This window comes from Providencia huaxiensis (genome assembly GCF_002843235.3).
GTDB lineage: Bacteria > Pseudomonadota > Gammaproteobacteria > Enterobacterales > Enterobacteriaceae > Providencia > Providencia huaxiensis.
In genome coordinates, this window is record NZ_CP031123.2 from 1,361,830 (window position 1) to 1,383,545 (window position 21,716).

General features: G+C 36.2%; 20 protein-coding genes and 1 pseudogene. 16 read left to right on the forward strand and 5 right to left on the reverse strand.

Annotated features, from left to right (window positions below; all coding sequences use genetic code 11):
- The first annotated feature begins 32 nt into the window (after window positions 1-32).
- The 3 genes from CYG50_RS07850 (at window position 33) to CYG50_RS07860 (ending at window position 5,295) form a co-directional block, all read left to right on the forward strand.
- Window positions 33-1,445: a surface lipoprotein assembly modifier gene (locus CYG50_RS07850; protein ID WP_102140662.1), complete on the forward strand. Its 1,413-nt coding sequence runs from the start codon at window positions 33-35 to the stop codon at window positions 1,443-1,445.
- Window positions 1,446-1,463: 18 nt separating this feature from the next.
- Complete coding sequence (locus CYG50_RS07855; protein ID WP_102140661.1) at window positions 1,464-4,463, forward strand: TonB-dependent receptor domain-containing protein; 3,000 nt, start codon at window positions 1,464-1,466, stop codon at window positions 4,461-4,463.
- A gap of 67 nt (window positions 4,464-4,530) precedes the next feature.
- The gene (locus CYG50_RS07860) at window positions 4,531-5,295 is read left to right on the forward strand and encodes a TonB family protein (RefSeq protein ID WP_102140660.1); all 765 of its coding nucleotides are present in this window, start codon (window positions 4,531-4,533) and stop codon (window positions 5,293-5,295) included.
- Window positions 5,296-5,383: 88 nt separating this feature from the next.
- Here the strand turns inward: CYG50_RS07860 and minE are convergent, their stop codons facing one another.
- From minE to minC, 3 genes are read right to left on the reverse strand one after another with little or no spacing between them, the layout of a single operon-like run.
- Complete coding sequence (gene minE / locus CYG50_RS07865) at window positions 5,384-5,668, reverse strand: cell division topological specificity factor MinE (RefSeq protein WP_102140659.1); 285 nt, start codon at window positions 5,666-5,668, stop codon at window positions 5,384-5,386.
- Window positions 5,669-5,671: 3 nt separating this feature from the next.
- Window positions 5,672-6,487: a septum site-determining protein MinD gene (gene minD, locus CYG50_RS07870; RefSeq protein ID WP_102140658.1), complete on the reverse strand. Its 816-nt coding sequence runs from the start codon at window positions 6,485-6,487 to the stop codon at window positions 5,672-5,674.
- 23 nt (window positions 6,488-6,510) lie between these two features.
- On the reverse strand, window positions 6,511-7,212 hold the full coding sequence (minC, locus tag CYG50_RS07875) for a septum site-determining protein MinC (protein WP_102140657.1): 702 nt from the start codon (window positions 7,210-7,212) through the stop codon (window positions 6,511-6,513).
- Window positions 7,213-7,341: 129 nt separating this feature from the next.
- Between minC and CYG50_RS07880 the strand changes: the two genes are divergently transcribed.
- The 12 genes and pseudogenes from CYG50_RS07880 (at window position 7,342) to CYG50_RS07930 (ending at window position 19,371) form a co-directional block, all read left to right on the forward strand.
- Window positions 7,342-7,611: a YcgL domain-containing protein gene (locus CYG50_RS07880; RefSeq protein WP_102140656.1), complete on the forward strand. Its 270-nt coding sequence runs from the start codon at window positions 7,342-7,344 to the stop codon at window positions 7,609-7,611.
- A 48-nt stretch (window positions 7,612-7,659) separates the two neighbouring features.
- Window positions 7,660-8,748: a lytic murein transglycosylase gene (locus CYG50_RS07885; protein ID WP_102140655.1), complete on the forward strand. Its 1,089-nt coding sequence runs from the start codon at window positions 7,660-7,662 to the stop codon at window positions 8,746-8,748.
- A 19-nt stretch (window positions 8,749-8,767) separates the two neighbouring features.
- The gene (locus CYG50_RS07890) at window positions 8,768-9,424 is read left to right on the forward strand and encodes a fumarylacetoacetate hydrolase family protein (protein WP_102140654.1); all 657 of its coding nucleotides are present in this window, start codon (window positions 8,768-8,770) and stop codon (window positions 9,422-9,424) included.
- Between the two features lie 20 nt (window positions 9,425-9,444).
- Window positions 9,445-9,888 carry a cysteine cluster protein YcgN gene (gene ycgN, locus CYG50_RS07895; protein ID WP_102140653.1) on the forward strand — a complete coding sequence of 148 codons (444 nt, stop codon included), beginning with the start codon at window positions 9,445-9,447 and terminating at the stop codon, window positions 9,886-9,888.
- Window positions 9,889-9,919: 31 nt separating this feature from the next.
- Window positions 9,920-10,042, forward strand: a complete 123-nt coding sequence (locus CYG50_RS23225) for a hypothetical protein (protein WP_256372924.1) — start codon at window positions 9,920-9,922, stop codon at window positions 10,040-10,042.
- Window positions 10,043-10,364: 322 nt separating this feature from the next.
- Window positions 10,365-10,574 carry a hypothetical protein gene (locus tag CYG50_RS07900; RefSeq protein ID WP_102140652.1) on the forward strand — a complete coding sequence of 70 codons (210 nt, stop codon included), beginning with the start codon at window positions 10,365-10,367 and terminating at the stop codon, window positions 10,572-10,574.
- 417 nt (window positions 10,575-10,991) lie between these two features.
- Entirely contained in the window at window positions 10,992-11,225 is a 234-nt protein-coding gene (locus CYG50_RS07905; protein WP_102140651.1) for a putative hemolysin, read from the forward strand.
- A gap of 1,451 nt (window positions 11,226-12,676) precedes the next feature.
- A protein-coding gene (locus CYG50_RS07910) for an IS3 family transposase (protein ID WP_374189495.1) occupies window positions 12,677-14,208 on the forward strand; the annotation gives its coding sequence in 2 pieces (ribosomal slippage) (window positions 12,677-13,139 and window positions 13,139-14,208; 1,533 coding nt in all).
- A gap of 260 nt (window positions 14,209-14,468) precedes the next feature.
- On the forward strand, window positions 14,469-15,047 hold the full coding sequence (locus tag CYG50_RS07915; RefSeq protein ID WP_102140364.1) for a fimbrial protein: 579 nt from the start codon (window positions 14,469-14,471) through the stop codon (window positions 15,045-15,047).
- 109 nt (window positions 15,048-15,156) lie between these two features.
- Window positions 15,157-15,858, forward strand: a complete 702-nt coding sequence (locus CYG50_RS07920; protein ID WP_102140365.1) for a fimbrial biogenesis chaperone — start codon at window positions 15,157-15,159, stop codon at window positions 15,856-15,858.
- 9 nt (window positions 15,859-15,867) lie between these two features.
- A pseudogene (locus tag CYG50_RS07925) lies at window positions 15,868-18,349 on the forward strand (fimbria/pilus outer membrane usher protein).
- Window positions 18,340-19,371 carry a fimbrial protein gene (locus CYG50_RS07930; protein ID WP_102140366.1) on the forward strand — a complete coding sequence of 344 codons (1,032 nt, stop codon included), beginning with the start codon at window positions 18,340-18,342 and terminating at the stop codon, window positions 19,369-19,371. Before CYG50_RS07925 ends, CYG50_RS07930 begins: the two are co-directional and overlap by 10 nt.
- A gap of 101 nt (window positions 19,372-19,472) precedes the next feature.
- Here the strand turns inward: CYG50_RS07930 and CYG50_RS07935 are convergent, their stop codons facing one another.
- Window positions 19,473-19,775 (reverse strand): helix-turn-helix domain-containing protein, encoded by a 303-nt coding sequence (locus tag CYG50_RS07935; protein ID WP_102140367.1) that lies wholly within the window; start codon window positions 19,773-19,775, stop codon window positions 19,473-19,475.
- A 487-nt stretch (window positions 19,776-20,262) separates the two neighbouring features.
- Window positions 20,263-20,874: a DJ-1/PfpI family protein gene (locus CYG50_RS07940; RefSeq protein WP_202981454.1), complete on the reverse strand. Its 612-nt coding sequence runs from the start codon at window positions 20,872-20,874 to the stop codon at window positions 20,263-20,265.
- A gap of 178 nt (window positions 20,875-21,052) precedes the next feature.
- On the opposite strand from CYG50_RS07940, the gene grxB reads away from it, so the two are divergent.
- The gene (grxB, locus tag CYG50_RS07945) at window positions 21,053-21,691 is read left to right on the forward strand and encodes a glutaredoxin 2 (RefSeq protein WP_102140369.1); all 639 of its coding nucleotides are present in this window, start codon (window positions 21,053-21,055) and stop codon (window positions 21,689-21,691) included.
- Window positions 21,692-21,716 lie beyond the last annotated feature (25 nt).

Genomic DNA, 21,716 nt, shown 5'->3' on the forward strand with positions numbered 1-21,716 from the left:
TTTATTTTTGTCATTACAATGGTAGACTAATCATGTTAATTTTTAATAAAAAAACAGATTTAATATATTTGAGTTTATTATTATTTTTTTCTCTCCCTTCGGTATTGTCAGCTCAAGAGCTAAAAGGAGGAGTTATCGGTAATTTAAAAGATTATAGTAACGAAAAACTTCAATCAGAAATAAATAATGTTAAATATAGTGAAAAAAATATCGACGAACTTGGTTTTATTCTTTATGATCTCATTCAGAAAAAAGATTTCGATAAAATAAATGGAATTATTGGTAATTACGTTAACCACAAAGACCACGATAAAGAATTGGTTAAATACATTCATTCTGAGAAGGCAATGTTAAATAAGCAGTATGATTTAGCAATTAGCCTATATAATGAGATTTTGATTCACAAGCCTAATATGTTGTTGGTTGAGTTAAAATTTGCACAAGCACTAATCTATGTTAAACATTATGAATCAGCATTGTCAATATATCAAAATATAAAAACAAAATATAAAGGAAGAATATCAATTCGATTAACTGAATTTATTAAAAATAAAATAATAGATTTAGAAAATAAAAATCATTGGCAAGGTACAATTAAGCTAGGTTCAAGTTATGATTTTAATTTAAATGAAGCATCAAATAGCCGTGAGATGTACTGTTTTCGTCGTAAATGTATGAATAGTAGTAACCAGTCTATCGCTGGTGGAAAGTGGCATTATTATACTAAATTATCAAAGCGTTTTCCTCTAGTAGGAAACCACTCAACGGTACTCTCATTAGGTATAGTTGGGGTAGAGCCAATGAAAACAGTCGCGGTTAGAAAAACAAATATATATGTTACTGGGGAGTATCAATTTGATAACGCGAATACAACGTTCCATATACAGCCCACCCTTGAGGCTAAATGGCACGATAACCAATACTATAATTTAAGCCTAGGAGGAAAAATAGCGACAGAATACACGTTAAATCATCGGGTAACCTTGTTAGGTAATATTGAATATAAAAATAAAACTTACCCTTATAAGTATAGTTTTAATAACGGCGATAAATGGGTTTATTCAGTTACTGGTACCTATTTAATAAACCCTCGATTAATGGTTTTTGGCAGTTTTTATGGAGCCAACAGGAAAAAACAATATGATAGTGATAGCTATGTACAGTATGGGGTTAGAGCTGGTTTTTTAAAAGTAACCGAACTGTGTGACCTACTTATTGCAATAGGTTATAAGCAAACAAACTTTGAACGGTTTGATGCATTTTTGAATGTAAAAAGAAAAGATCATAATGGGTATTTAAATAGCCAATTAACGTTTGATAAAAATAAGATATTAACTTTTACGCCTTCTATTTATTTTAATAGCCAAGTGAATAAGAGCACGGCAGATATTATTTATTCTTTTAAGCAAAGTGAAGTCGGTGTCAATTTCACCAAGAAATTTTAATTTTCACCGGAACAGATAATGAAAATCAAAACAGTGATAGCCATTAATATCGCGACAGGGTTATCTATTGGTAGTATTGCAAATTTAGTCTATGGACAACAAAGTGCAAATATTGGCTCTATTGTAGTGAATGATAAAGCAACAACTATCAAAGAGCGTGATAGAAAAGGGGCGGATGACCAATATGATAAAGACGAATCAAATATTTATATTAGTAAAGAAGAAATTGATCGTTATAAAGGCACTAACCCTGCAGACACCATTAATCATGCAGTAGGGGTATATAGTGGTGACGCCCGTAATAGCGGGGCAATAGACCCCAATGTACGAGGGATACAGGGGCAAGGGCGTGTCCCGGTGACTGTAGATGGTACAGAGCAAGCTATCACTGTTTGGCGTGGTTATAATGGCGCGAATAATCGTAACTATATCGACCCGAATATGATTAGTAGCATTAAGGTAATGAAAAGTGCAACGTTAGACCGCAATGTGCGTACATCGACAGGCGGTGGAGTTGCCATAACAACGCTAGGCATTGATGACGTTGTGGATAAATACAGCAAGTTTGGTTTTGATATTAAATTAGAAACATCGAGTAACTCGACAAAACCGAGGGTTAATCAATTAAGCCACGGTATAGATTACCGTGATGATAAGCGGCTATTGAATACGTTAGACATGCAGAAGTTTCGTGGGATTTATTTTAAAGATCACGAAATGCTTGTTGATCCTCGCAGTAAAGGTAACGCTAATTTCTTTAATCTGCAAGATAACGCCGCGCGTATTGCCATTGGGACACGGCAAGAAAAGTTTGATTTGATGCTGGCATACAGCTATCGCAACCAAGGTAATTATTTTGCTGGGCGCCGAGGGGCGGGTAAATTTTATGACGACATCATTACTTATGACCCTAATAGCCCAAATAAAGCGATAGACCCATATATGCCCTTCGTTGCTAGGATTTATGGGTCAAATAAAGAGGTGGCGAATACATCAAATGAAATGTCGACATTGTTGGCTAAATTAAACGTGATGCTACCTAATTCACAGGACTTATCCCTTGGTTATATGCATACATCAAGTCATTATGGCGAAATCATGCCATCGCAAATTCGGTATCATGATTTAGAGGGAAAAATTCCACAATGGCCTTTAGCTAACTTGGCACTAAATACTTTTTACGCCAATTATTCGTTTAAACCTGAGTCCATTGGTTGGATTGACTTTCGATTAGGCTATTGGTTGACAAAAACGGATTTAAATTCAAATACCGCAGGTGGCCAACCTAGGGAACCAATGGAAAGGGATTGGAATTATGAATTTGGTCGAGATAAAAATGTAGCTAAAAATCCTGCTATCAATGGCACCTTAGTTGATGGGATTAAATTAAACCAACTAAACGATCGCTATGGTGTTTCATTATCTAATAAATTTCAAATTACACCTGAATTTAAAGTAACGTTAATGGGGAGCTTAATTGATGAAACCATTGGTAGCCGTGAAGATATCTTTAATTCGGACTCTAGCCCAAAGGGTAACATGTTCCGAGCTATCCCTAGGGAAGGTAAGCGTCAAGAATATAATGGGACTATTCGCTTTGATTGGCAGCCTACTGATTGGTTAAGTCTGAATGCAGGGGCTCAATATATTAGCTACTGGTCAAGGGATTTATTAAAAGAGAGACGCATTGCGGCTAAAGATATAAATTATGCACCTTATAGCCATATAACGGCGAGAAATTTCCTATTATCCCGTTTATTAAGCGCTGAAGAATATCAAACAATAAAACAGTATATTGATGATAAAGGGAATACATATAATGATATAAAAGAAAAAAATTATGAGAGAAGAATTTTTATCGAGCAAGCATTAAAAATGAAAAAGAATTCGTTACGTGATGTTGGATTAATAGGGAAAAAATTAGAATTTAGAATCACAGAAGTTAACCATATAGTGAAATGGAAAGTGGATGAAAATAACCGATTTACAGCAAAAAATAATCCATTTTATAATGGAGAGGTTGATTTAAAAGAAGAAAAAATAGACCCTGTCACCGGTTTAAAAGCCAAAAGATATCTCGTTGACCGCGATATTAATAACACTCAAGATGAAGTGAAGCATTCCAATAAACAAAAATTTAAAGCGCCGAAAAGAAATGAAGAATCAGCTTGGGCTCCGGCATTAGGGGCAACAATTTACTTAACAGAGAACGATCGAATATTTGGGCGTTATTTAGAAACCGTTAGGATGCCAAGTATCTTTGAAGACACTATTGGTTTTTCGGGGGGAAGAGAGCCGAATTACACACCACCAGTTTATTTGCCAGAACGCAGCCATACGATAGAACTGGGATATGTGCGTAATTTCCAAGATCTCGTCGCAGCAGAAAACCATGCTGATTTACGCATAAACTACTATAACACGGTTGTCACAAACGCATTTGATAGGAACGACAGATTAGTCTTTACGCAGGTTGATAAACATAATACGGCCGGTTTGGAACTGTTGGCGCGTTATGATAATGGCTGGGTATTCGGTGACTTAGGTGTGGATTATCGCTTAAAAAATGAGGTTTGTGATGAAGTTTCACTGATGGTAATGGACCCCTATAACAAATTTGGTGGCTCAGAGTGTACAACAGCAGGGTTCCCTGGTGGCTATTTGCGTACTCAACTGCAGCCTAAGTACAGCATCCATGCCAACCTTGGTCTGCGTTTCTTAGATGAACGTTTAGAAGTGGGGAGTCGTTTGCGTTATCACAGCAAAGCAAAAAATGAAGATGAAGCGGAAATGATGGATAAATACCCGTACCAGTATGCGCCATTAAACAATGACCCGATGAGTTGGAATGCCGTTTTTACCGCTGATGCTTATGTTAATTATCAGTTTAATAAAGACCTAGCATTTGAATTATTAGCCACCAATTTATTTGATGAATATTATATAGACCCATTAACCCGCAGTATGATGCCTGCACCGGGTAGGACTGTGCGTTTCAATATCACCAGTCGTTTCTAAAAAGGATCCCCCTTCGCTGATACTGTTGCATTTATGTATTGGTGAGGGGGCTATTAGGGATATTAAAATGATTACTTTACGTTTTAATTTTGCTGTGATGGTTTCTTTATTATTTCATTTTGGCATCGTTTTTTATTGTTTAAATATAGAGAAAACACGCTCTGCACAAATTTACACGCCAATATATGCGGCTATCGTCTCTGTTGCATTGACACAAAATGTAATTGAAAAACAAACAAATGACGTCACATTAAATAATAAGCTAGTGGGAGGCTTACTTGCAGAGTCACAACAAAATGAAAATGCTGTAATTAAAGTTGCTAATAAGAAAAATATACATAGTGATGAAAATAAAGCGTCAGAAAAACAAAAAAAAATTATCGAGAAAAAAGAACAAAAACAACCAAATAAAAAAGTGATTAAGCAGAAAGAACAGGAACAAAAAAGTGATGATGTAAAACAAGAACAGCGTGTAGGTAAAAACGACAGCCAATCTTATGCAGCAGGCCAAGCGGGAGCACAAAGGACGACCTCGGTAGGAAACGCAACAGATTCAAACTACCAAAGTTATATTGATAAACTACGTAGTGAAATTGAACGACATAAACGTTACCCAAGAAAAGCGAGAAATACCAATGTTCAAGGAACGGTTCTGGTGAATTTTACGCTTACGCCATTGGGGGAGATCACAAAGGTGAGTATTGAAAAGTCTTCTATGCATGTTCAACTGGACGAAGCCGCATTAGCTGCAACACTAAAGAGCCGCTCTGTTGGAGTGCCACCGGAAGGTCTAAGAAAACAGCACACGTTGGAAATTAAATTTAAGCTATAAAAGGATTAAAACATAACTTCTGGCTAATCAGGGCAAATTACATAGTAAAAAAGCAAGCCGCCATAATGTATAGCGGCTTCTTTGCGAATTATTTTTCTACTGTCGTGGTTTTAATTTCATCACCTTCAGGAAGTGTGACATTTAATTCCAAAACAGAAATATCATCGTCTTTTTGTTCAAATTGCAATGACAACATTTCAGGGTCAATTTGCACATATTTACAGATAACCTGCAAAATATCGCGTTTCATATCAGCAAGATATGGGGGCTCACTATCACCACGGCGACGTTCAGCGACGATGATTTGTAATCGCTCTTTTGCGATATTCGCTGTCGTTTTTTTTCTCGACAGAAAGAAATCCAATAAAGCCATTATTTACCCCCCAAATAGGCGTTTTAAGAAACCTTTTTTCTCTTCTTCAATGAAACGGATAGGGCGAGCTTCACCTAAAATACGCGCAACACAATCATCATAGGCTTGGCCTGCATCAGATTCTGTATCTAAAATGACCGGCTCACCTTGGTTAGAAGAGCGCAGTACAGATTGGTCTTCAGGAATAACGCCAATCAAAGGAATACAGAGGATCTCGAGGACATCTTCCATGCTTAGCATATCGCCACGAGTTACACGTCCAGGGTTATAGCGTGTCAATAATAAGTGTTCTTTAATTGGCGTATCGCCTTTTTCTGCGCGACGTGATTTTGACGCTAAAATACCTAAAATACGGTCAGAGTCACGAACGGAAGAAACTTCTGGATTGGTAGTAATAATGGCTTCATCAGCAAAATAGAGTGCCATTAAGGCACCACTTTCAATACCCGCAGGGGAATCACAAACAATAAAATCGAAACCAAGGTCATCACTCAATTCGTCAAGAATTTTGCCAACGCCTTCGCGAGTTAACGCGTCTTTATCGCGTGTTTGTGAAGCAGGTAAAATGAATAAATTTTCGGTGCGCTTATCTTTGATTAAAGCCTGATTAAGGGTTGCATCACCTTGAATAACGTTTACGAAGTCATAGACTACTCGACGTTCACACCCCATGATAAGGTCAAGGTTACGTAGGCCGATATCAAAATCGATCACTACCGTTTTGTTCCCTTTTTGTGCCAGGCCAGTAGCTATGGCCGCGCTTGAAGTGGTTTTACCAACGCCACCTTTACCTGAAGTCACTACAATTATGCGTGCCATGAATAATTCCTTGTAAATAAGGTCTAATTTAAATATTCGATGTTAAGTTTATTATCAACTAAACAAAGTTTAGCTGCTTTGGCGAGAAATTCAGCAGGGATTTGATCGCTCAGCCAATATTCACCGGCAATTGAGACCAGCTCAGCTTGCAAATGAGTACAATAAATCTGACTTTCAATATCACCAGAGGCTCCAGCTAAAGCACGGCCTCGCATCACGCCATAAATATGGATATTACCATCTGCTAACAGTTCTGCACCTGCACTAACATTGCTTGTGACGATCAGATCACTATTTGGTGCATAAATACGTTGCCCAGAACGAACAGGAGTATTGATAATGCGAGTTTTACGATATAAAGGTTCAGTTTGAACTGTAGCAGTCTGAGGTTCAGGCTGAATTTCAACAGGCTTTTGACTTTTACCTTCATTTAATATCGGTAAACCCGCATCGTTTGCTTTTTGCCGTATCTGTGGGTCAGTACATCCACTGATCCCTACAATACGTAATCCCGCAGAAATAACAGATTTATGAATACTCTGTAAATCGGCATTTGGGGATAATTCAGCAATGTTAATCACGACAGGGGCATTTTTAAAGAAATCAGGAGCCTGATTTACTTTATCTTGCAGCGCTTTTTTGATGAGTTTAGGCTCTTCACTGTATAAGTGAATAACTGAAAGAGTAAAACTGCTGCCTTTAAGTTCTATTGGCGATTGTGGCATCTATCCAGACTCAGCAAATTAAAATTTCCGAAACAATCCTCGGGTGAAGATATTCTGTAAAACAATAGCATGTTATAGTTACTATATACTTCAAGCAAGCTAATGAACTAAGAAAAAGAGTTAAATATAATGATTTGTGCAATTTATAGAAGCCCTAAGCGTGACCAAACTTATCTTTATATTGAGAAGAAAGATGATTTTTCACGTGTTCCTGATGAATTATTAGCTCAATTTGGAACACCTCAATTTGCCATGCTTATCTCATTAGATAAGCGTGAAAGGCTCGCCAATGCTGACTTGGCAAAGGTTAAATTAGACCTCTTAGAAGTTGGTTATTACTTACAATTCCCACCTCCGGTGGAGGATTTGCTTTCAGAACATAAAGAACTGAATAACTAAAGCAAATTAAGAAAATCCTGAAAAGCAAAGATAGTCTGGAGGAGACGAATGAAACCAACGTTATTATATACATTAGTCGCTGGCTTATTTTTAACAAGTTGTTCTGCAACACGGAATGAATCAGTTGTTACTCACCCGATTACCGCAGAACAAAATGCGGCTATAGCCCAAGAAGTCGCTGCTTTAGATAAAGCATTCCCTATTGAACAACGTGAACCATCACAATTTCCTGCTTATGTGGAATTACTGAAAGAACATGCTATTGCTCAGGGAATTAAACCTGCCACCATTGAACGCGCTTTTGCTAATATTCATTTCATTGAGCGTGTTGTGAAAGCTGATAAAGGCCAACCAGAGAAAAGGGCGACGGTTACGTTAGCAAGCTATCTAAAAAATGTACTCCCACAATCGCGTATCAATGCTGGCTATAACAAATATTTAGAAAATAAATCCACTCTAGATGCTATCAGTGATAAATATGGCGTCCCACCTCAGTTCATTGTTTCGTTATGGGGATTAGAAAGTGGTTTTGGGCGCTCGCAAGGTAAAGAAGATGTTGTTTCTGCACTTGCAACACTTTCATTTGAAGGCCGTAGAGAAGCGCTTTTTAGCAAGCAATTATTAGCTGCACTTGAGATAATGGACAAAGGTTATATTCCAGAAGATCAACAGCTCAAAGGTTCATGGGCTGGTGCCATGGGCCAAAGCCAATTTATGCCAACCTCTTATTTGTCTTACGCAGCAGATGGCGATGGTGATGGTAAAATGGACATCTGGAATAATAAATCAGATGTGTTTGCATCTATTGCTAATTATTTATCAACAGAAGGTTGGCAAGCTCAATTACCATGGGGCTACCAAGTTAATTTACCCATAGATTTTAATAAAACGTTGGAAGGCGTAAAAGCAGAACAAGGGAAATCTGTTCGTGAATGGCAAGAGTTAGGCGTTACATTACCTGCATTTGCTCAATTATCTTCAGACGTAAAAACCTGGGTGGTTATCCCTGATGATCCTGAAGGTAGAGCATTTTTAGTGACTGAAAATTTCCGTACCATTATGCATTGGAACCGCTCATATTATTTTGCATTGAGTGTATGCATGATGGCAGATGGTATCGCTAATAAAATACAATAACGATAATAGGAGTACTATTATGTATCAACATCGTGACTGGCAAGGTGCGTTACTTGATTTCCCTGCAAATAAAGTTGTTTGTGTTGGTAGTAATTACGCAAAGCATATAAAAGAGATGGGGTCTGCGACACCAGAAGAACCCGTTATTTTTATTAAACCAGAGACTGCTTTGTGTGATATTACTCAATCAATTGTTATTCCAAAAGATTTTGGTGCTGTGCATCATGAAATTGAGATGGCGATTTTAATTGGTATGCCATTAAAAAATGCAGATGAAGACCGCGTATCACGCTCTATTGCAGGTTATGCAGTTGCATTGGATTTAACCTTACGTGATTTGCAAGCTAAATTTAAAAAAGCAGGTCAGCCATGGGAAAAAAGCAAATCATTTGATGGTTCATGCCCAATTTCCGGTTTTATTCCTGTTAGTAGCCCGAATGACTTACAAAATGTTCAGCTTTCACTGGAAATTAATGGTGAAGTTCGCCAAGAGGGCTCGACGCGTGATATGATCACACCAATTTTACCGCTGATTAGCTATATGTCCCGCTTTTTCACATTACGAGCAGGGGATGTCATCTTAACGGGAACACCTGAAGGTGTCGGCCCATTAGCTTCTGGTGATATGCTAAAATTATCAATTAATGATCACTCGCTGACTACACGGGTTATTTAAGTATAGGATTAATAAGTATTATGTCGCAGTTCTGGCAAGTTAAAACTTTAGATGAGATGACAGATGAAGAATGGGAATCTCTCTGTGATGGTTGCGGGCAATGCTGCTTGCACAAATTAATGGATGAAGATACAGATGAAATCTATTTTACTAATGTCGCCTGTAATCAGCTAAATTTAAAAACTTGCCAGTGTAAGCATTATGAAGACCGCTTCAGCTATGAAGCGGATTGCATAAAGCTTAATCGTTATAACTTAGAAACATTTGAATGGTTGCCAAGTACTTGCGCTTACCGTTTGTTATTAGAAGGAAAATCTCTTCCTGCCTGGCACCCATTAAAAACAGGATCTAAAGCGGCAATGCATAATGAAGGTGTGTCTGTTCGTCATATTGCTGTTAGAGAAATTGACGTGGTGGATTGGGAGGAACATATAATGAATAGACCCATGATAGGAAGAGGCTAGTAGTAATATCTCAAATATACAGTAAATCATTATGGAAATATCTTTGCCAACAGTAGGCTTATTTGCCATTTTAAATATTGCCATTTTGCCGGCAATATTCTCTTTTTTTGAAAAATTTAGCCAAGCTGCATTGATGATGGTCTATACATTTTAATCGCGGTATCATGCTGTTTTATACGAAAATAAATAGTAATAATAATCACACTCAGACTGGGTGTGGTTATTTGCGTTATTAATAATAAGAATTATTTCTAATAAATACTCGATGTTAACCCTCTAATATTATCGTTCCTGACATAAAGTTTGAGTATATGAAAATCTATCTTTAAAACTGTCCACCCACTAATTCTTACGCGTTATAGGCTAAGCTGCAAAGTTTTCATTTAAGAAAATATTATAATTTGTGACTTCTCATTTTGCTTTTCTCAAAATACTTGGCTAATCTGTTTTGGTAAAAGCGACATAAGGGGATAGAAATGAAAACATTTGGGGTGGTGCTCACAATTATTGGTCTCGTTACTGCAATTATTTCTTACAATATGGATGTCAGCATTCCTATTGTATATGGGGAGAGTGTGAAAGATACAGGACTGGCATTTGATAGACAGAATTATATCATTGGTAGTTTGTTAGTCGCATTTTTTGGCGTTCTAATTGTCCTATTTGACAATAAACGACGCAAGTAAAATGGGGGATGTCTTACCAATAGACGGATGGTCATAATACGTTAGCTAATATGGTTAATATAATCCAGATATTGATAGATATAAGCAGAACACCAATAATTACTCTTAAAAATAAATAAAGTAGCTGATAGCAAAAGCTCTAGGTAATAATGCGGACAAGCTCCAGTATGCTAAACCAGATAAAACTAAGACAAGCAGTAACAAGTAATGAAATAAATCATATTTTTTAGGGTGTTGAAGTAATAAATAGCTGCTAATGATAAAGAATTTTAGGCTAAAGTAATTTATTAGCCGTTGCTGATATAATATTGAACACTTAATGCGATATTGTTTTATTTTCGAATAAAATTGAGTTTATATTAGTTTCACTCAGTTATAATAAATAAATATTTTAATTTAACCTAGAGAATATTTCTTATGAAAAAAATACTTGTGTTAGCTGGTTTGGCTATTATTTCTGGATGTGTTTCCAATGAAACTGAAATGGAGTCAAAGAGTGTAGGCATAGCAAATCCTGCATCAGTATATTGTGAGCAAATTGGGGGGACAGTCGAAATTGAAAATACAGCGGATGGGCAAGTAGGGTACTGTATTTTACCATCAGGTGAAAGAGTAGAAGAATGGGCTCTATACCGCCAGAACAAACACTAGTCAATCTTTCACCTCTTAACTGCCATCAGCAGAAATATTTTGTGAGATTTTTGCTGTAGTTCCCCTCTAATAATTTTTCTATTCTATATTAATCATTTCTTGAAATTAGCCGATATTACTATTATCCAGTATAACTGCCAGTGTTAAGTGTGTTTTCATAGTTTGATCAACGAGATAACTATGTTTATATACATGTAAAATACTTAGTAGACACATCATAAGGCTTTTTTGCGATATTTTGATGGCCTCATATGGATTTGGTAAGGGAGTCATCGTGTTTTTATGGTAAATTATTGATATAAAATATTTTTATCCTTTAATGTCACATAATCGGTAATTTGTAGTACGAAAACAGAAACAGCTACCTTATGTTATGTGATTGCTAAATAAAGTGGGCTTATTAGAACGATTGATTCACTAAAAAGACGCTAAACTGCCTGATAGTAGAAAAATAGCAGAAGGAAAAAGCATCTTTTATTGATGACTTTTTGTATTAGATCACACTTTAACACACGGAATGAGTGATTTAGGAATATTCCTAATGTCAAAATTTGTAATGTAGATCACCTTTTTATAAAGTGTTCGTTTTAAGAAAATATCATTGATTTCATATGGTTATAAAAAGAGAAAATTGACGTAACGCAGTTTATAGTTTGTACAGTTAATCAAGTTTTCTTATTCTATATCAAAAATAATGATAATTTTTTTTAACATAGGCTCAACTAAATAATTTGATATTTCAGTTTTCACTTCAATATCAAGTTGAATGAGTAAAGAATTATATTGCGATTTTATCACTAATTCTTCTATCAGATTTATTTCGTCCGTTTCATTTATTTTGAAATTTTGATTAAAATAGATATTTACCTCGTTAAAAAGCATATTTTAAAATTTTAATAACAACCAAAGCTGACTGTTAATACAAAAGAACATATATACACTCTTGCTGTGTTATTTTGATATTCAAGCATAATAATTCGGAATTCAATATTTGTCATTTTTAGATATGTCATACTCTTATTAAGAATGAATCATTAATTTAATTAATGTTAGTCTCTTGAGTTGATGTTCAGTAATTGATGAATTTCATGGTCATTCTGCAACAAAAAGTATCAAAGTATGAATGAAATTATATATTCAATGTAAATATAATGATTTTTGTTATTTCTAATAATCTGTAATTTCTATTTTGTTAGTTTTTAATGTTATGCAATGGCCAATTTCAATACATTAAAATCTAAATATTAATCTTAGTGCGAGTAAGTTAGTTAAATCTAAACATCAAGCAACCCAATCAATAGATCGCTTTTGATAGCTTGTACCTATCAAAAAATAAATAAGTGATGGAAAAAACGATTTAATAAAACTTAAGTTATTATCCCCCTGTGTCAGGATAGTTGTCGCCTCAGTTTTTCATAAAAATATAACAGGGAGCGGTAAGTTAGATATTAGTGAAGCATTATCCTGAAGATCATAAGAAAGCCATCATTAGAAAGCTGGTTGAAAGTGGCTTATCATTACGCCAATTCGCAAAGCTAGAAAGTATCAACTTATCTACTTTGTATTCATGGCGAGATAAGTATTTAAAAGCAGGTTCTAGTTTGGCTGATAGCAATAGTTCAGATGGTTGGTCACCAGAGCAAAAGTTCTCAATTGTTTTAGAAACAGCAGCATTGAGCGAAATTGAGTTAAGTGAGTATTGCCGTGAAAAAGGGCTTTACCCTGAGCAAGTTAAAGAATGGAAGCGAAGCTGCATTGCAGGCAATCAAACTAAAGCCCAGCAACGTAAGCAATTAACCCAAGAGCGAAAGGATGATCGTAAGCGGATTAAAGAGTTAGAAAGAGAGTTAAAGCGCAAAGATGCTGCGCTTGCTGAAACGGCAGCGTTGTTGGTGCTCAGAAAAAAGTTAAATGCCTACTGGGGGGAAGACGAGGACAATTAACCTCACTCACAGATAGGCAGCATTACGCATCTCTGATTGATGAAGCAGTCGGCTCAGGTGCTAGAAAAGAGAAAGCCTGTGAAGAAGTTGGTATGTCTGTACGCACATTACAACGCTGGCAGGAAAGCGGTGAAATCAGTGGTGACAAAAGACCTACAGCTGATAGGCCAGAACCGAGTAACAAGCTCACTGAGGAAGAGCAGCAAGCGATATTAGCTACCTGTAACCAAGAAGAATACGCCAATTTAGGGCCAAGTCAGATAGTGCCAATGCTGGCAGATAACGGGCAATATCTCGCGTCTGAATCGAGCTTTTATCGTGTGTTGAAAGCCAATGACCAGCTAGCCCATCGAGGTAAAGCAAAACCTAAAGGTAGCCGAGCTAAACCTAAGGGGTACACAGCGACAGCGCCAAACCAAGTGTGGACTTGGGATATTAGTTACTGCCCGTCAACGGTCATTGGTCGGTTCTTCTACCTCTACATGATAATCGACATCTTCAGCCGTAAGGTTGTCGGGTGGGAAGTTCATGACAGTGAATCAGGTGAACATGCTGCCCAATTGCTTGAGCGCACGCTCTGGTCTGAGAAATGCGTTAAAAAAGACGTGGTATTGCATTCAGATAACGGTAGCCCGATGAAATGTTTGACGATGCAAGCCAAAATGCTTGATATGGGTGTCATTGGCTCTCGTAGCCGCCCCGGTGTCAGCAATGATAATCCGTACTCAGAATCATTGTTCCGCACGGTCAAATACAGTCACCGCTGGCCAAGCGAAGGCTTTAAAAGCCTTGAAGATGCAAGAGCTTGGATGAAAGGCTTCGCTCAATGGTACAACACTGAGCACAGGCATAGTCGCATCAAATTCGTGACACCAGCGCAACGCCATAATGGTGAAGATAAAGCGATATTGGCAAGACGCCATGAGCTATATACCAAAGCGCAAAAAAAGAACCCTAACCGCTGGTCAAAGGGTATTAGAAACTGGGAGGAAATCGGTGATGTGAAATTAAACCCAGAGAACAAAAAAGAAGCTGCTTAACAGCTCAGGCGACAACTACCTTGAAAAACGCCGTTATGTATCCTCTCTTCGAAATCATATAGAGCATATGATTATAAATTCTAAATAGGACTAATTAAGAAAGACATTTACTTGCATTAAATAAATGGTTTAAAAATGAAACATAAATAACTAACTGTATTCAATATACGGTAGAACATCTATTTTCCTTATTTACCAAAATGAAAGCTTAATAAGTTCGTTTAAATGTAAGAATAAAAATCTCATATTAGGAAATGAAAATGAAGAAAGTACTACTGACTGCGGTTGCTACAACAATCATCGGCTTATCAACAGCTAACGCAGCAAATAAAGTTGGCGGTGGCCAAGTTAACTTTAACGGTAAAGTAACTGATGTTTCTTGTACTGTTTCTGTTGACGGTCAAGGTAGCGATGCAAGCGTATACTTAGCACCAATTTCATTAGAAGAAGTTCAAGCAAGTGGTAAAGGTACATTATTAAAACCAAAAACATTTGCAATTGATGTGACTAACTGTTCAGCAACTTCAGCAGATGCTAAGACGATCGGTGTAGTGTGGACTGGCGGTAATTTATTAAGTGGTAGTGAAAAATCAGGTTATTTAGCAAATACTGATATTAATGGTGCAAAAAACATTCAATTCGTTCTATCTGCTGATGATGCGAAGAAATTCATCGTTCCAGGTGCTGCGGCCGGTGAACAACAGCCATCCATGCTAACAAGCAAAATTACTGATGGTTCGCGTTTCCAATATTACGTAGGTTACATCACTGACAAGCCAACAGAAGTTACTGCGGGTGAAGTAAAAAGCTACGCAACTTACGAAATCACTTACCAATAAGAATAGGTTGGTTGTTTTAAATTAGTGTTATTAACGTTGTAGTGAAACACTAATCGATATTATTGCAATAAGCGGTAGAACACTGCCGCTTTTATGTTTTGAGGTTTAAATGAAAGCTATCGTATTAGCATGTTGTTTTATCTTCAGTATTAATTCGTTTGCTAACAATATAATTGTTAATGGTACGAGGTTTATTTACCCTGGAGATGAGAAAGAGATCACAGTACAACTTTCAAATACGGCAGAACGTCCAGCGGTTGCTCAAGCTTGGCTTGATACAGGTAATGCATCAGAAACACCTGATACGATAAAAACCCCATTTCAAATTACCCCTCCTGTTTCTCGAGTAGAAGCAAAGGGTGGTCAAAATTTACGCATAAAGTTGATGGATAAAGGGCAAATTCCTCAAGATAGGGAAAGCTTATGGTGGCTCAATATTCTCGATATTCCGCCTACCGTAAAAGGCAAAGATGGAGAAATGCAGAATGTTTTACAACTAGCAATTCGCTCTCGTTTTAAGTTCTTTTACCGACCTGTTGGGCTAGGTAGCCGAGAATTAGCACCTGAACAGTTAGTTATCAAAACAAATGGTAAGAATATTGTTATTGAAAATCCAACACCTTTTTATATTACGGTTACAAAAATATCCACCGATGGGAAAGTAGGCCTCACAGATAAGACTGTTTTGATAGAACCCAAAAATCAGACATTAGTTGAATTAAAGCAGGCAATTAAGTCAGGTAGTAAGGTTGTTGTTAACAATATTAATGACTATGGTTCAGATGTTGCGGTGACTCTAACTGCAAAATAGGAATATATAATGAAACAGCGAGAGTTAAACAATAAATATAGCAATACACTCTCTGTAGTCTGCTTTATTACGTCATGGATTGTTCCCATATTCTATGCATCAGCGGAAGAAGAAACCTATGAATTCAACAGTGGCTTTATCATGGGAAGTAAAGACAATGTTGACTTAGATCGCTTTAATGCCACAGGGATTAGCCCAGGAAAGTATTCAGTTGATGTATACACGAATAATGATTGGAAAGGGCGTTACGAACTTAATTTTGAAGAACAAAAAAATAAACAATTAGGGGTTTGTTACACCCCAGAGTTACTTTCAAACTTAGGTATTGATACTGAAAAATTTAATTCATCAATTGATAAAAATAGTGACACTTGCCTGCCATTGGATGAGTGGAACAGTGACAAAGAAGTTAAAGATATATTTCATACGTCGACACTTCGTTTAGATATTTCTGTACCGCAAATATATGAACAAAAAATTTCTCGTGGTTATGTCTCTCCCCAATTTTGGGAAACAGGAATTCCTGCGTTAAATATTGGTTATATGGCTAATTACTATGATAGCCATATCAGTGGAAACCAAGGCTCAGACAGCTCTAGCGCTTATTTAGGCGTTAATGCTGGCTTGAGCTATGATGGTTGGCTACTGAAACATATAGGAAATTTGAGTTGGCAGCGCTCTGCGGGGTCGGACTGGAACAGTAATCAAACCTATCTTCAGCGACCCATTGCTGCATTAAAATCAAAAGCGACGGTTGGGCAGTTTTATACGGATGGTAACCTATTTGATAGTTTTGGCTTGAGAGGTGTAAAGCTAACAACTGATGACAATATGTATCCAGATGGGATGACAACTTATGCGCCCGAAATTCGAGGGATCGCTCAAAGTAATGCCTTAGTGACGATTCGGCAAAATGGCAATATTATTTATCAAACAACCGTGTCTCCTGGGCCATTTAGTTTGAATGATGTTTATCCATCCGGCTATGGTAATGATTTGAATGTTACAGTAAAAGAGGCTGATGGTAGTGAGACTAATTTTAGTGTGCCATATTCTTCGTTAGCACAATTATTACGTCCAGGGTTTACGCGTTACCAAATAGCGGGTGGTAAATCTGATTCTGAAAATTTAAGAAATCGTCCTTTTGTTATGCAAGCGACTCTTCAGCATGGGATTAATAATACATTTACTCTTTATGGTGGGGTCACTGCTTTTGATGATTACCAAGCTTATTTGTTAGGAAGCGGTATTAATACTGGGATTGGTGCGGTTGCAATTGATGTAACGCAATCTCGTATTGTATTTAATCATCGTACAGATTATGGGCAAAGTTATCGTTTTACATTTAATAAGTTATTCACTGAAACAGACACAAACCTTGTGTTAGCAGCATATCGATATTCTACGAAAGATTATTACAATATTAATAATGCACTTTATGCCATTGATAACGATAAACGTGGCGTTGTCGATACATTAGGGCGTGAAAAGAATGGTTTCAGTTACACTATTAACCAAAATTTACCTGAAGGTTATGGTGGAATTTATTTCATGGGGCGTATTTCAAGTTATTGGGATAAGTCAGGAACAGAAAAACAATATCAACTAAGTTACAACAATAGCATCAATCGCCTTTCATATGGTTTGTCATTTATGAGGGTGTATACACAAAATAGTCATGATAAAAAAGATGACAGGATCGGTGTGAACTTGAGTATTCCTCTTTATTGGGGAGAGAATCAGGTATCTACCTTAACGTCAAATACTACATTTAATAATGAAAAGTTCGGAAGTAGCCAAATAGGAACCAGTGGTACGTTTGACCGTGATAACAATTGGACATACGGTATCAATACTTCAGTTGCAAATGGTGGTGCGAAAAATATCGGTCTTAATACTAGTTACCGTACATCGTCAGCCAATACAAATGCGAATTACAGCCAAGGTGAAGGTTATCGCCAATATGGTGTAGGCGCAAATGGGTCATTAGTTTTGCACTCTGGTGGAATAACGCTAACGCCGAATAATGCAACCACAATTGCATTGATTGAGGCGAAAGGCGCAGAAGGTGCATCAGTGGTAGGGGCGATGGGGACGACAATTGATAGTCATGGTTACGCTATTGCGCCTTATGTAAGGGCTTATCGCACTAATAAAATCGAAATTGACCCGAAAGGCAGTTCCGAAGATATTATTTTTGAAAATATGTCATCACAAATAGTTCCTTATGAAGGTAGTGTTGTTAAGGTTAAATTTGGTACTAAGATTGAAAAAAAATGTGATTTATAACGTTAAAAGGCCTAATAACAAACCTCTACCATTTGGCGCTAATGTGACAGACCAAAAAGGTGAGTCAATCGGTATTGTTGGGCAAGGTGGTATGGTGTTCATTAGCAGTGAAATTGCAACTAATGCCATTATTACGTGGGATAAAGGTCAATGTACATTCTCATTAGCTGCAGGAAATAGTAAGGAAGTTCTATGTCAATAAAAAATCAATGGTTTTGGTATATTGGGGTAGGGTTACTATTTACCGCAAATGGAGTATCTGCAAACAATTGGTGGACAGAACGTATCAATAGGAATAGTTGCGAAAGAACGAACCAGCCTGCATATAGAGTAGATATGAGGCTAGGAAAAATAGTTGTTGATCCTAACCTCCCGGTTGGTAGTGTAATTAAAACGCAAGATTATACAATGAATACCAATCAAACTTACCTCTGGTGCCGTGGAAAGGTGAATATTGAGGCTGAAGTCGTGATGCCTGACCTACGTGATATTGGTGGAAAAGTGTATCAAACGAATGTTGAAGGTATTGGTTTAAAATTCCACCGCTCATCGGGTCGGCAGCATTCTATGACTTACCCAAGTACTTTTCCTATAGATGTGGGATATTATACTACCCCAATGTCATTAAATGATTCTACTTTTACGTTAAGTATAATAAAAACGGCTAAATATACAGGAACCGGAACACTCGCAAGTGGTATCTATACTACTTATGGATATAAACCTAATAACAGTCCAATCTTAGTTAGTTATTTAGATGCAAATGCTATTACTATCGTTTCGCCATCCTGCCAAGTGACAAGTGGTGAAAATCAAAATGTAATGTTAGACCCTATAAAACGAGTTCAATTAACAGCGCGAGACCAACCTGCAGGTGAAAAAGATTTTACAATAAAATTGAAATGTAGTGGTGGTACTAGTTTTACAGGAAAAACTAATATTGATGTGACTTTTAGCGGAATTAAAGCAACGGGTACTCAAGTCAATGGTGTTTTAGCAAACCAAAGCACATATAGCCCAGCAAAAGGAATTGGTGTTCAAGTTATACAGCGAAAAGATAAAAGCCCAATCAATTTTGGCCGTCCATATCATGTAGCATCATTAAATAATAATGATACTAAAGATATCGATATAGAACTTACTGCTCGTTATTTTCAATATGAAGATAGAACTACACCGGGAGAGGTTTATGCTCAAATGCGCTTTGATATTACATATGATTAATTATTAAAAATATCTTATTCAATAATAAAGGTTGATTTCATATTTAGACTCAACCTTTATTCTGTCATTCAAAATGATAATACGTAATTATTATAGGAAAATCATTTTAAATCAACGATTATGCTTTCTGCAGTATACTGTCGCTCTTTATTTGATTGTTCAAATTCATCATTTTTTTCAATTTTTAGTCCGCTTGTATAACCTTGAAAAAACCATTCAATCGGGCAATTTAATGCTTCAGCGATATCAACTAAATGATTAATTGGAATTTTGTTAATACCATTTTCATAACGTGATATTTGTTGTTGGCTTAAATTTAATTTCTCAGCTAAATTAGCGCCTGATAGACCGAGTTCTTTTCTCCGGTTTTTTATTTTAATACCAATTATAGTATGAATGTCCATATGACATCCTCAATTTATAGGAAAGATTATTATTCAATGCACTTAATTTAAATTACGCTCGATAGTATATTAAAAAACAAATGAATTTAAAAGTTTTTATGAACATAATTATGATGAGAATCTCTATTTATAACTTGTTCATTTGCAGTATAATAACATTATTTATGATATGGTTATTATAATTACATAAGTAAAAATATCTATATTTATTATTCCCCACGGTGAGGTCTTTAAATTTAATTTTTAATATCTTATTTCCGCCTCTCAATTTTGTTAAATTTTTGATTTAAAATCAGCTAGTTATAATTTCTATTATAACACTGGTGTTATAGTGGTAAAGTTAATGGATCGTTTTAAAATGTTAATTTTTTGTTTTGGCTGATTTAATCTAAATAATCGTTTTTTAAAAATAAAGGTACAGATCAATAATATTAATCATATACCAATTTAATTGATATTAAATACAATCTTAAATCATCTTAAATGATTACTTAGAGAATGGATCATGTTTAGCATTTTGATTCCATATGTATTCCATTTTAAGTGCGATATTACTTGCAATACTTTGGTCATAAAAATCGCAAATAATCTGTAATGACATATCAATACCTGCACTAATGCCTGATGAAGTATAAAACTTATTATCATGAACCCATCTAGCTTTCGGTTGCCATAACACTTGGTTATTAAGAGAAGTTACCCACTGATAAGATAGCTTATTTGTCGTAGCTTTAAAGCCATTTAAAAGAGACGTTTTAGCAAGAAGTGCGGAGCCAGTACAAACGGAAATGACAGTCTCTGCAAACTCGGCTTGTTTTTTTAGCCACTGAATATACTGATCATTTTTCGATAATGAGCGAGTACCTTGCCCTCCAGGTATCAAAATACATTGATAGCAAGGGGTCTGAATAGGTAAGGTATTAAGTGTAACTCCCTGAGAACTGCGCATGGGCTCTCCTGAAGGTGAGATAAATACAATTTGGCAATCTTTTAAGCTACCAAATACTTCAACAGGCCCCATGACATCAAGGGTTTCAAAATTATCAAAAAGGATAATTGCGATAGAATTTAGCGACATATTTTTCTCAGATGTTGTCATTGTTGAGTATATTGTGCCACGTTATATATTTTATGATTGGGATTTTGTGCACTCTAATATACTTATATTACTTAGTGATAAACAAAATTTCATAAGCGTGATAAAGCATAAATATGGGCACTGAAGTATACTGTATAAAACCTATTGGGCTTTTAATACCAAACTAGCGAGGTTAACAATGAAATTATATATTTATGATCACTGTCCATTTTGTGTCAGAGCAAGAATGATTTTTGGTTTAAAAAAGTTAGCGGTAGAGCAAATTGTGTTATTCGATGATGACATCGAAACACCGACAAAAATGATTGGTCGGAAAATGCTGCCTATTCTACAAAAAGATGATGGGAGTTATTTACCTGAAAGCTTAGATATTGTGCATTATGTAGATAGCATTAATGAACCTAAATATGTAGGAGGAAACATAACCCCTGAAATAGAGGCTTGGTCTAAAGCGGTTTCTGCTGTGGTATATAAGCTTGTGACACCACGTTTTACACAAACTGATTTCCCTGAAATTAGTACAGCAGAAGCCAGAGCTGCATATATCGCTAGAACATCAAAATCTTATGGTGATTTAAACGAGCTTAAAAAAGAAACGCATACGCTGCTAGTTGAATTAGAGCCCCAACTGTCGTTATTAGATGCGTGGCTAGAAACACGGGGGGAGGTCATTGATATTAATGATTTTATTATTTTTCCAACTTTACGTAGTTTGAGCATAGTTGAGCACTTAGCATTTAGCACAAACATTCGCAACTATATGGAACGAATTGCAAAATCTTCGAATATTAATTTGTTATTTGATAAGGCTAAATAGTCTATCTAGCTGCCAGTTTAGTGTT

What these genes read in the sequence shown, in the direction of transcription:
- CYG50_RS07850 (WP_102140662.1), top strand. Translation starts at nt 33, where the DNA reads ATGTTAATTTTTAATAAAAAAACAGATTTAATATATTTGAGTTTATTA.
- CYG50_RS07855 (WP_102140661.1), top strand. Translation starts at nt 1,464, where the DNA reads ATGAAAATCAAAACAGTGATAGCCATTAATATCGCGACAGGGTTATCT.
- CYG50_RS07860 (WP_102140660.1), top strand. Translation starts at nt 4,531, where the DNA reads ATGATTACTTTACGTTTTAATTTTGCTGTGATGGTTTCTTTATTATTT.
- minE (WP_102140659.1), bottom strand. Translation starts at nt 5,668, where the DNA reads ATGGCTTTATTGGATTTCTTTCTGTCGAGAAAAAAAACGACAGCGAAT.
- minD (WP_102140658.1), bottom strand. Translation starts at nt 6,487, where the DNA reads ATGGCACGCATAATTGTAGTGACTTCAGGTAAAGGTGGCGTTGGTAAA.
- minC (WP_102140657.1), bottom strand. Translation starts at nt 7,212, where the DNA reads ATGCCACAATCGCCAATAGAACTTAAAGGCAGCAGTTTTACTCTTTCA.
- CYG50_RS07880 (WP_102140656.1), top strand. Translation starts at nt 7,342, where the DNA reads ATGATTTGTGCAATTTATAGAAGCCCTAAGCGTGACCAAACTTATCTT.
- CYG50_RS07885 (WP_102140655.1), top strand. Translation starts at nt 7,660, where the DNA reads ATGAAACCAACGTTATTATATACATTAGTCGCTGGCTTATTTTTAACA.
- CYG50_RS07890 (WP_102140654.1), top strand. Translation starts at nt 8,768, where the DNA reads ATGTATCAACATCGTGACTGGCAAGGTGCGTTACTTGATTTCCCTGCA.
- ycgN (WP_102140653.1), top strand. Translation starts at nt 9,445, where the DNA reads ATGTCGCAGTTCTGGCAAGTTAAAACTTTAGATGAGATGACAGATGAA.
- CYG50_RS23225 (WP_256372924.1), top strand. Translation starts at nt 9,920, where the DNA reads ATGGAAATATCTTTGCCAACAGTAGGCTTATTTGCCATTTTAAATATT.
- CYG50_RS07900 (WP_102140652.1), top strand. Translation starts at nt 10,365, where the DNA reads ATGAAAACATTTGGGGTGGTGCTCACAATTATTGGTCTCGTTACTGCA.
- CYG50_RS07905 (WP_102140651.1), top strand. Translation starts at nt 10,992, where the DNA reads ATGAAAAAAATACTTGTGTTAGCTGGTTTGGCTATTATTTCTGGATGT.
- CYG50_RS07915 (WP_102140364.1), top strand. Translation starts at nt 14,469, where the DNA reads ATGAAGAAAGTACTACTGACTGCGGTTGCTACAACAATCATCGGCTTA.
- CYG50_RS07920 (WP_102140365.1), top strand. Translation starts at nt 15,157, where the DNA reads ATGAAAGCTATCGTATTAGCATGTTGTTTTATCTTCAGTATTAATTCG.
- CYG50_RS07930 (WP_102140366.1), top strand. Translation starts at nt 18,340, where the DNA reads ATGTCAATAAAAAATCAATGGTTTTGGTATATTGGGGTAGGGTTACTA.
- CYG50_RS07935 (WP_102140367.1), bottom strand. Translation starts at nt 19,775, where the DNA reads ATGGACATTCATACTATAATTGGTATTAAAATAAAAAACCGGAGAAAA.
- CYG50_RS07940 (WP_202981454.1), bottom strand. Translation starts at nt 20,874, where the DNA reads ATGACAACATCTGAGAAAAATATGTCGCTAAATTCTATCGCAATTATC.
- grxB (WP_102140369.1), top strand. Translation starts at nt 21,053, where the DNA reads ATGAAATTATATATTTATGATCACTGTCCATTTTGTGTCAGAGCAAGA.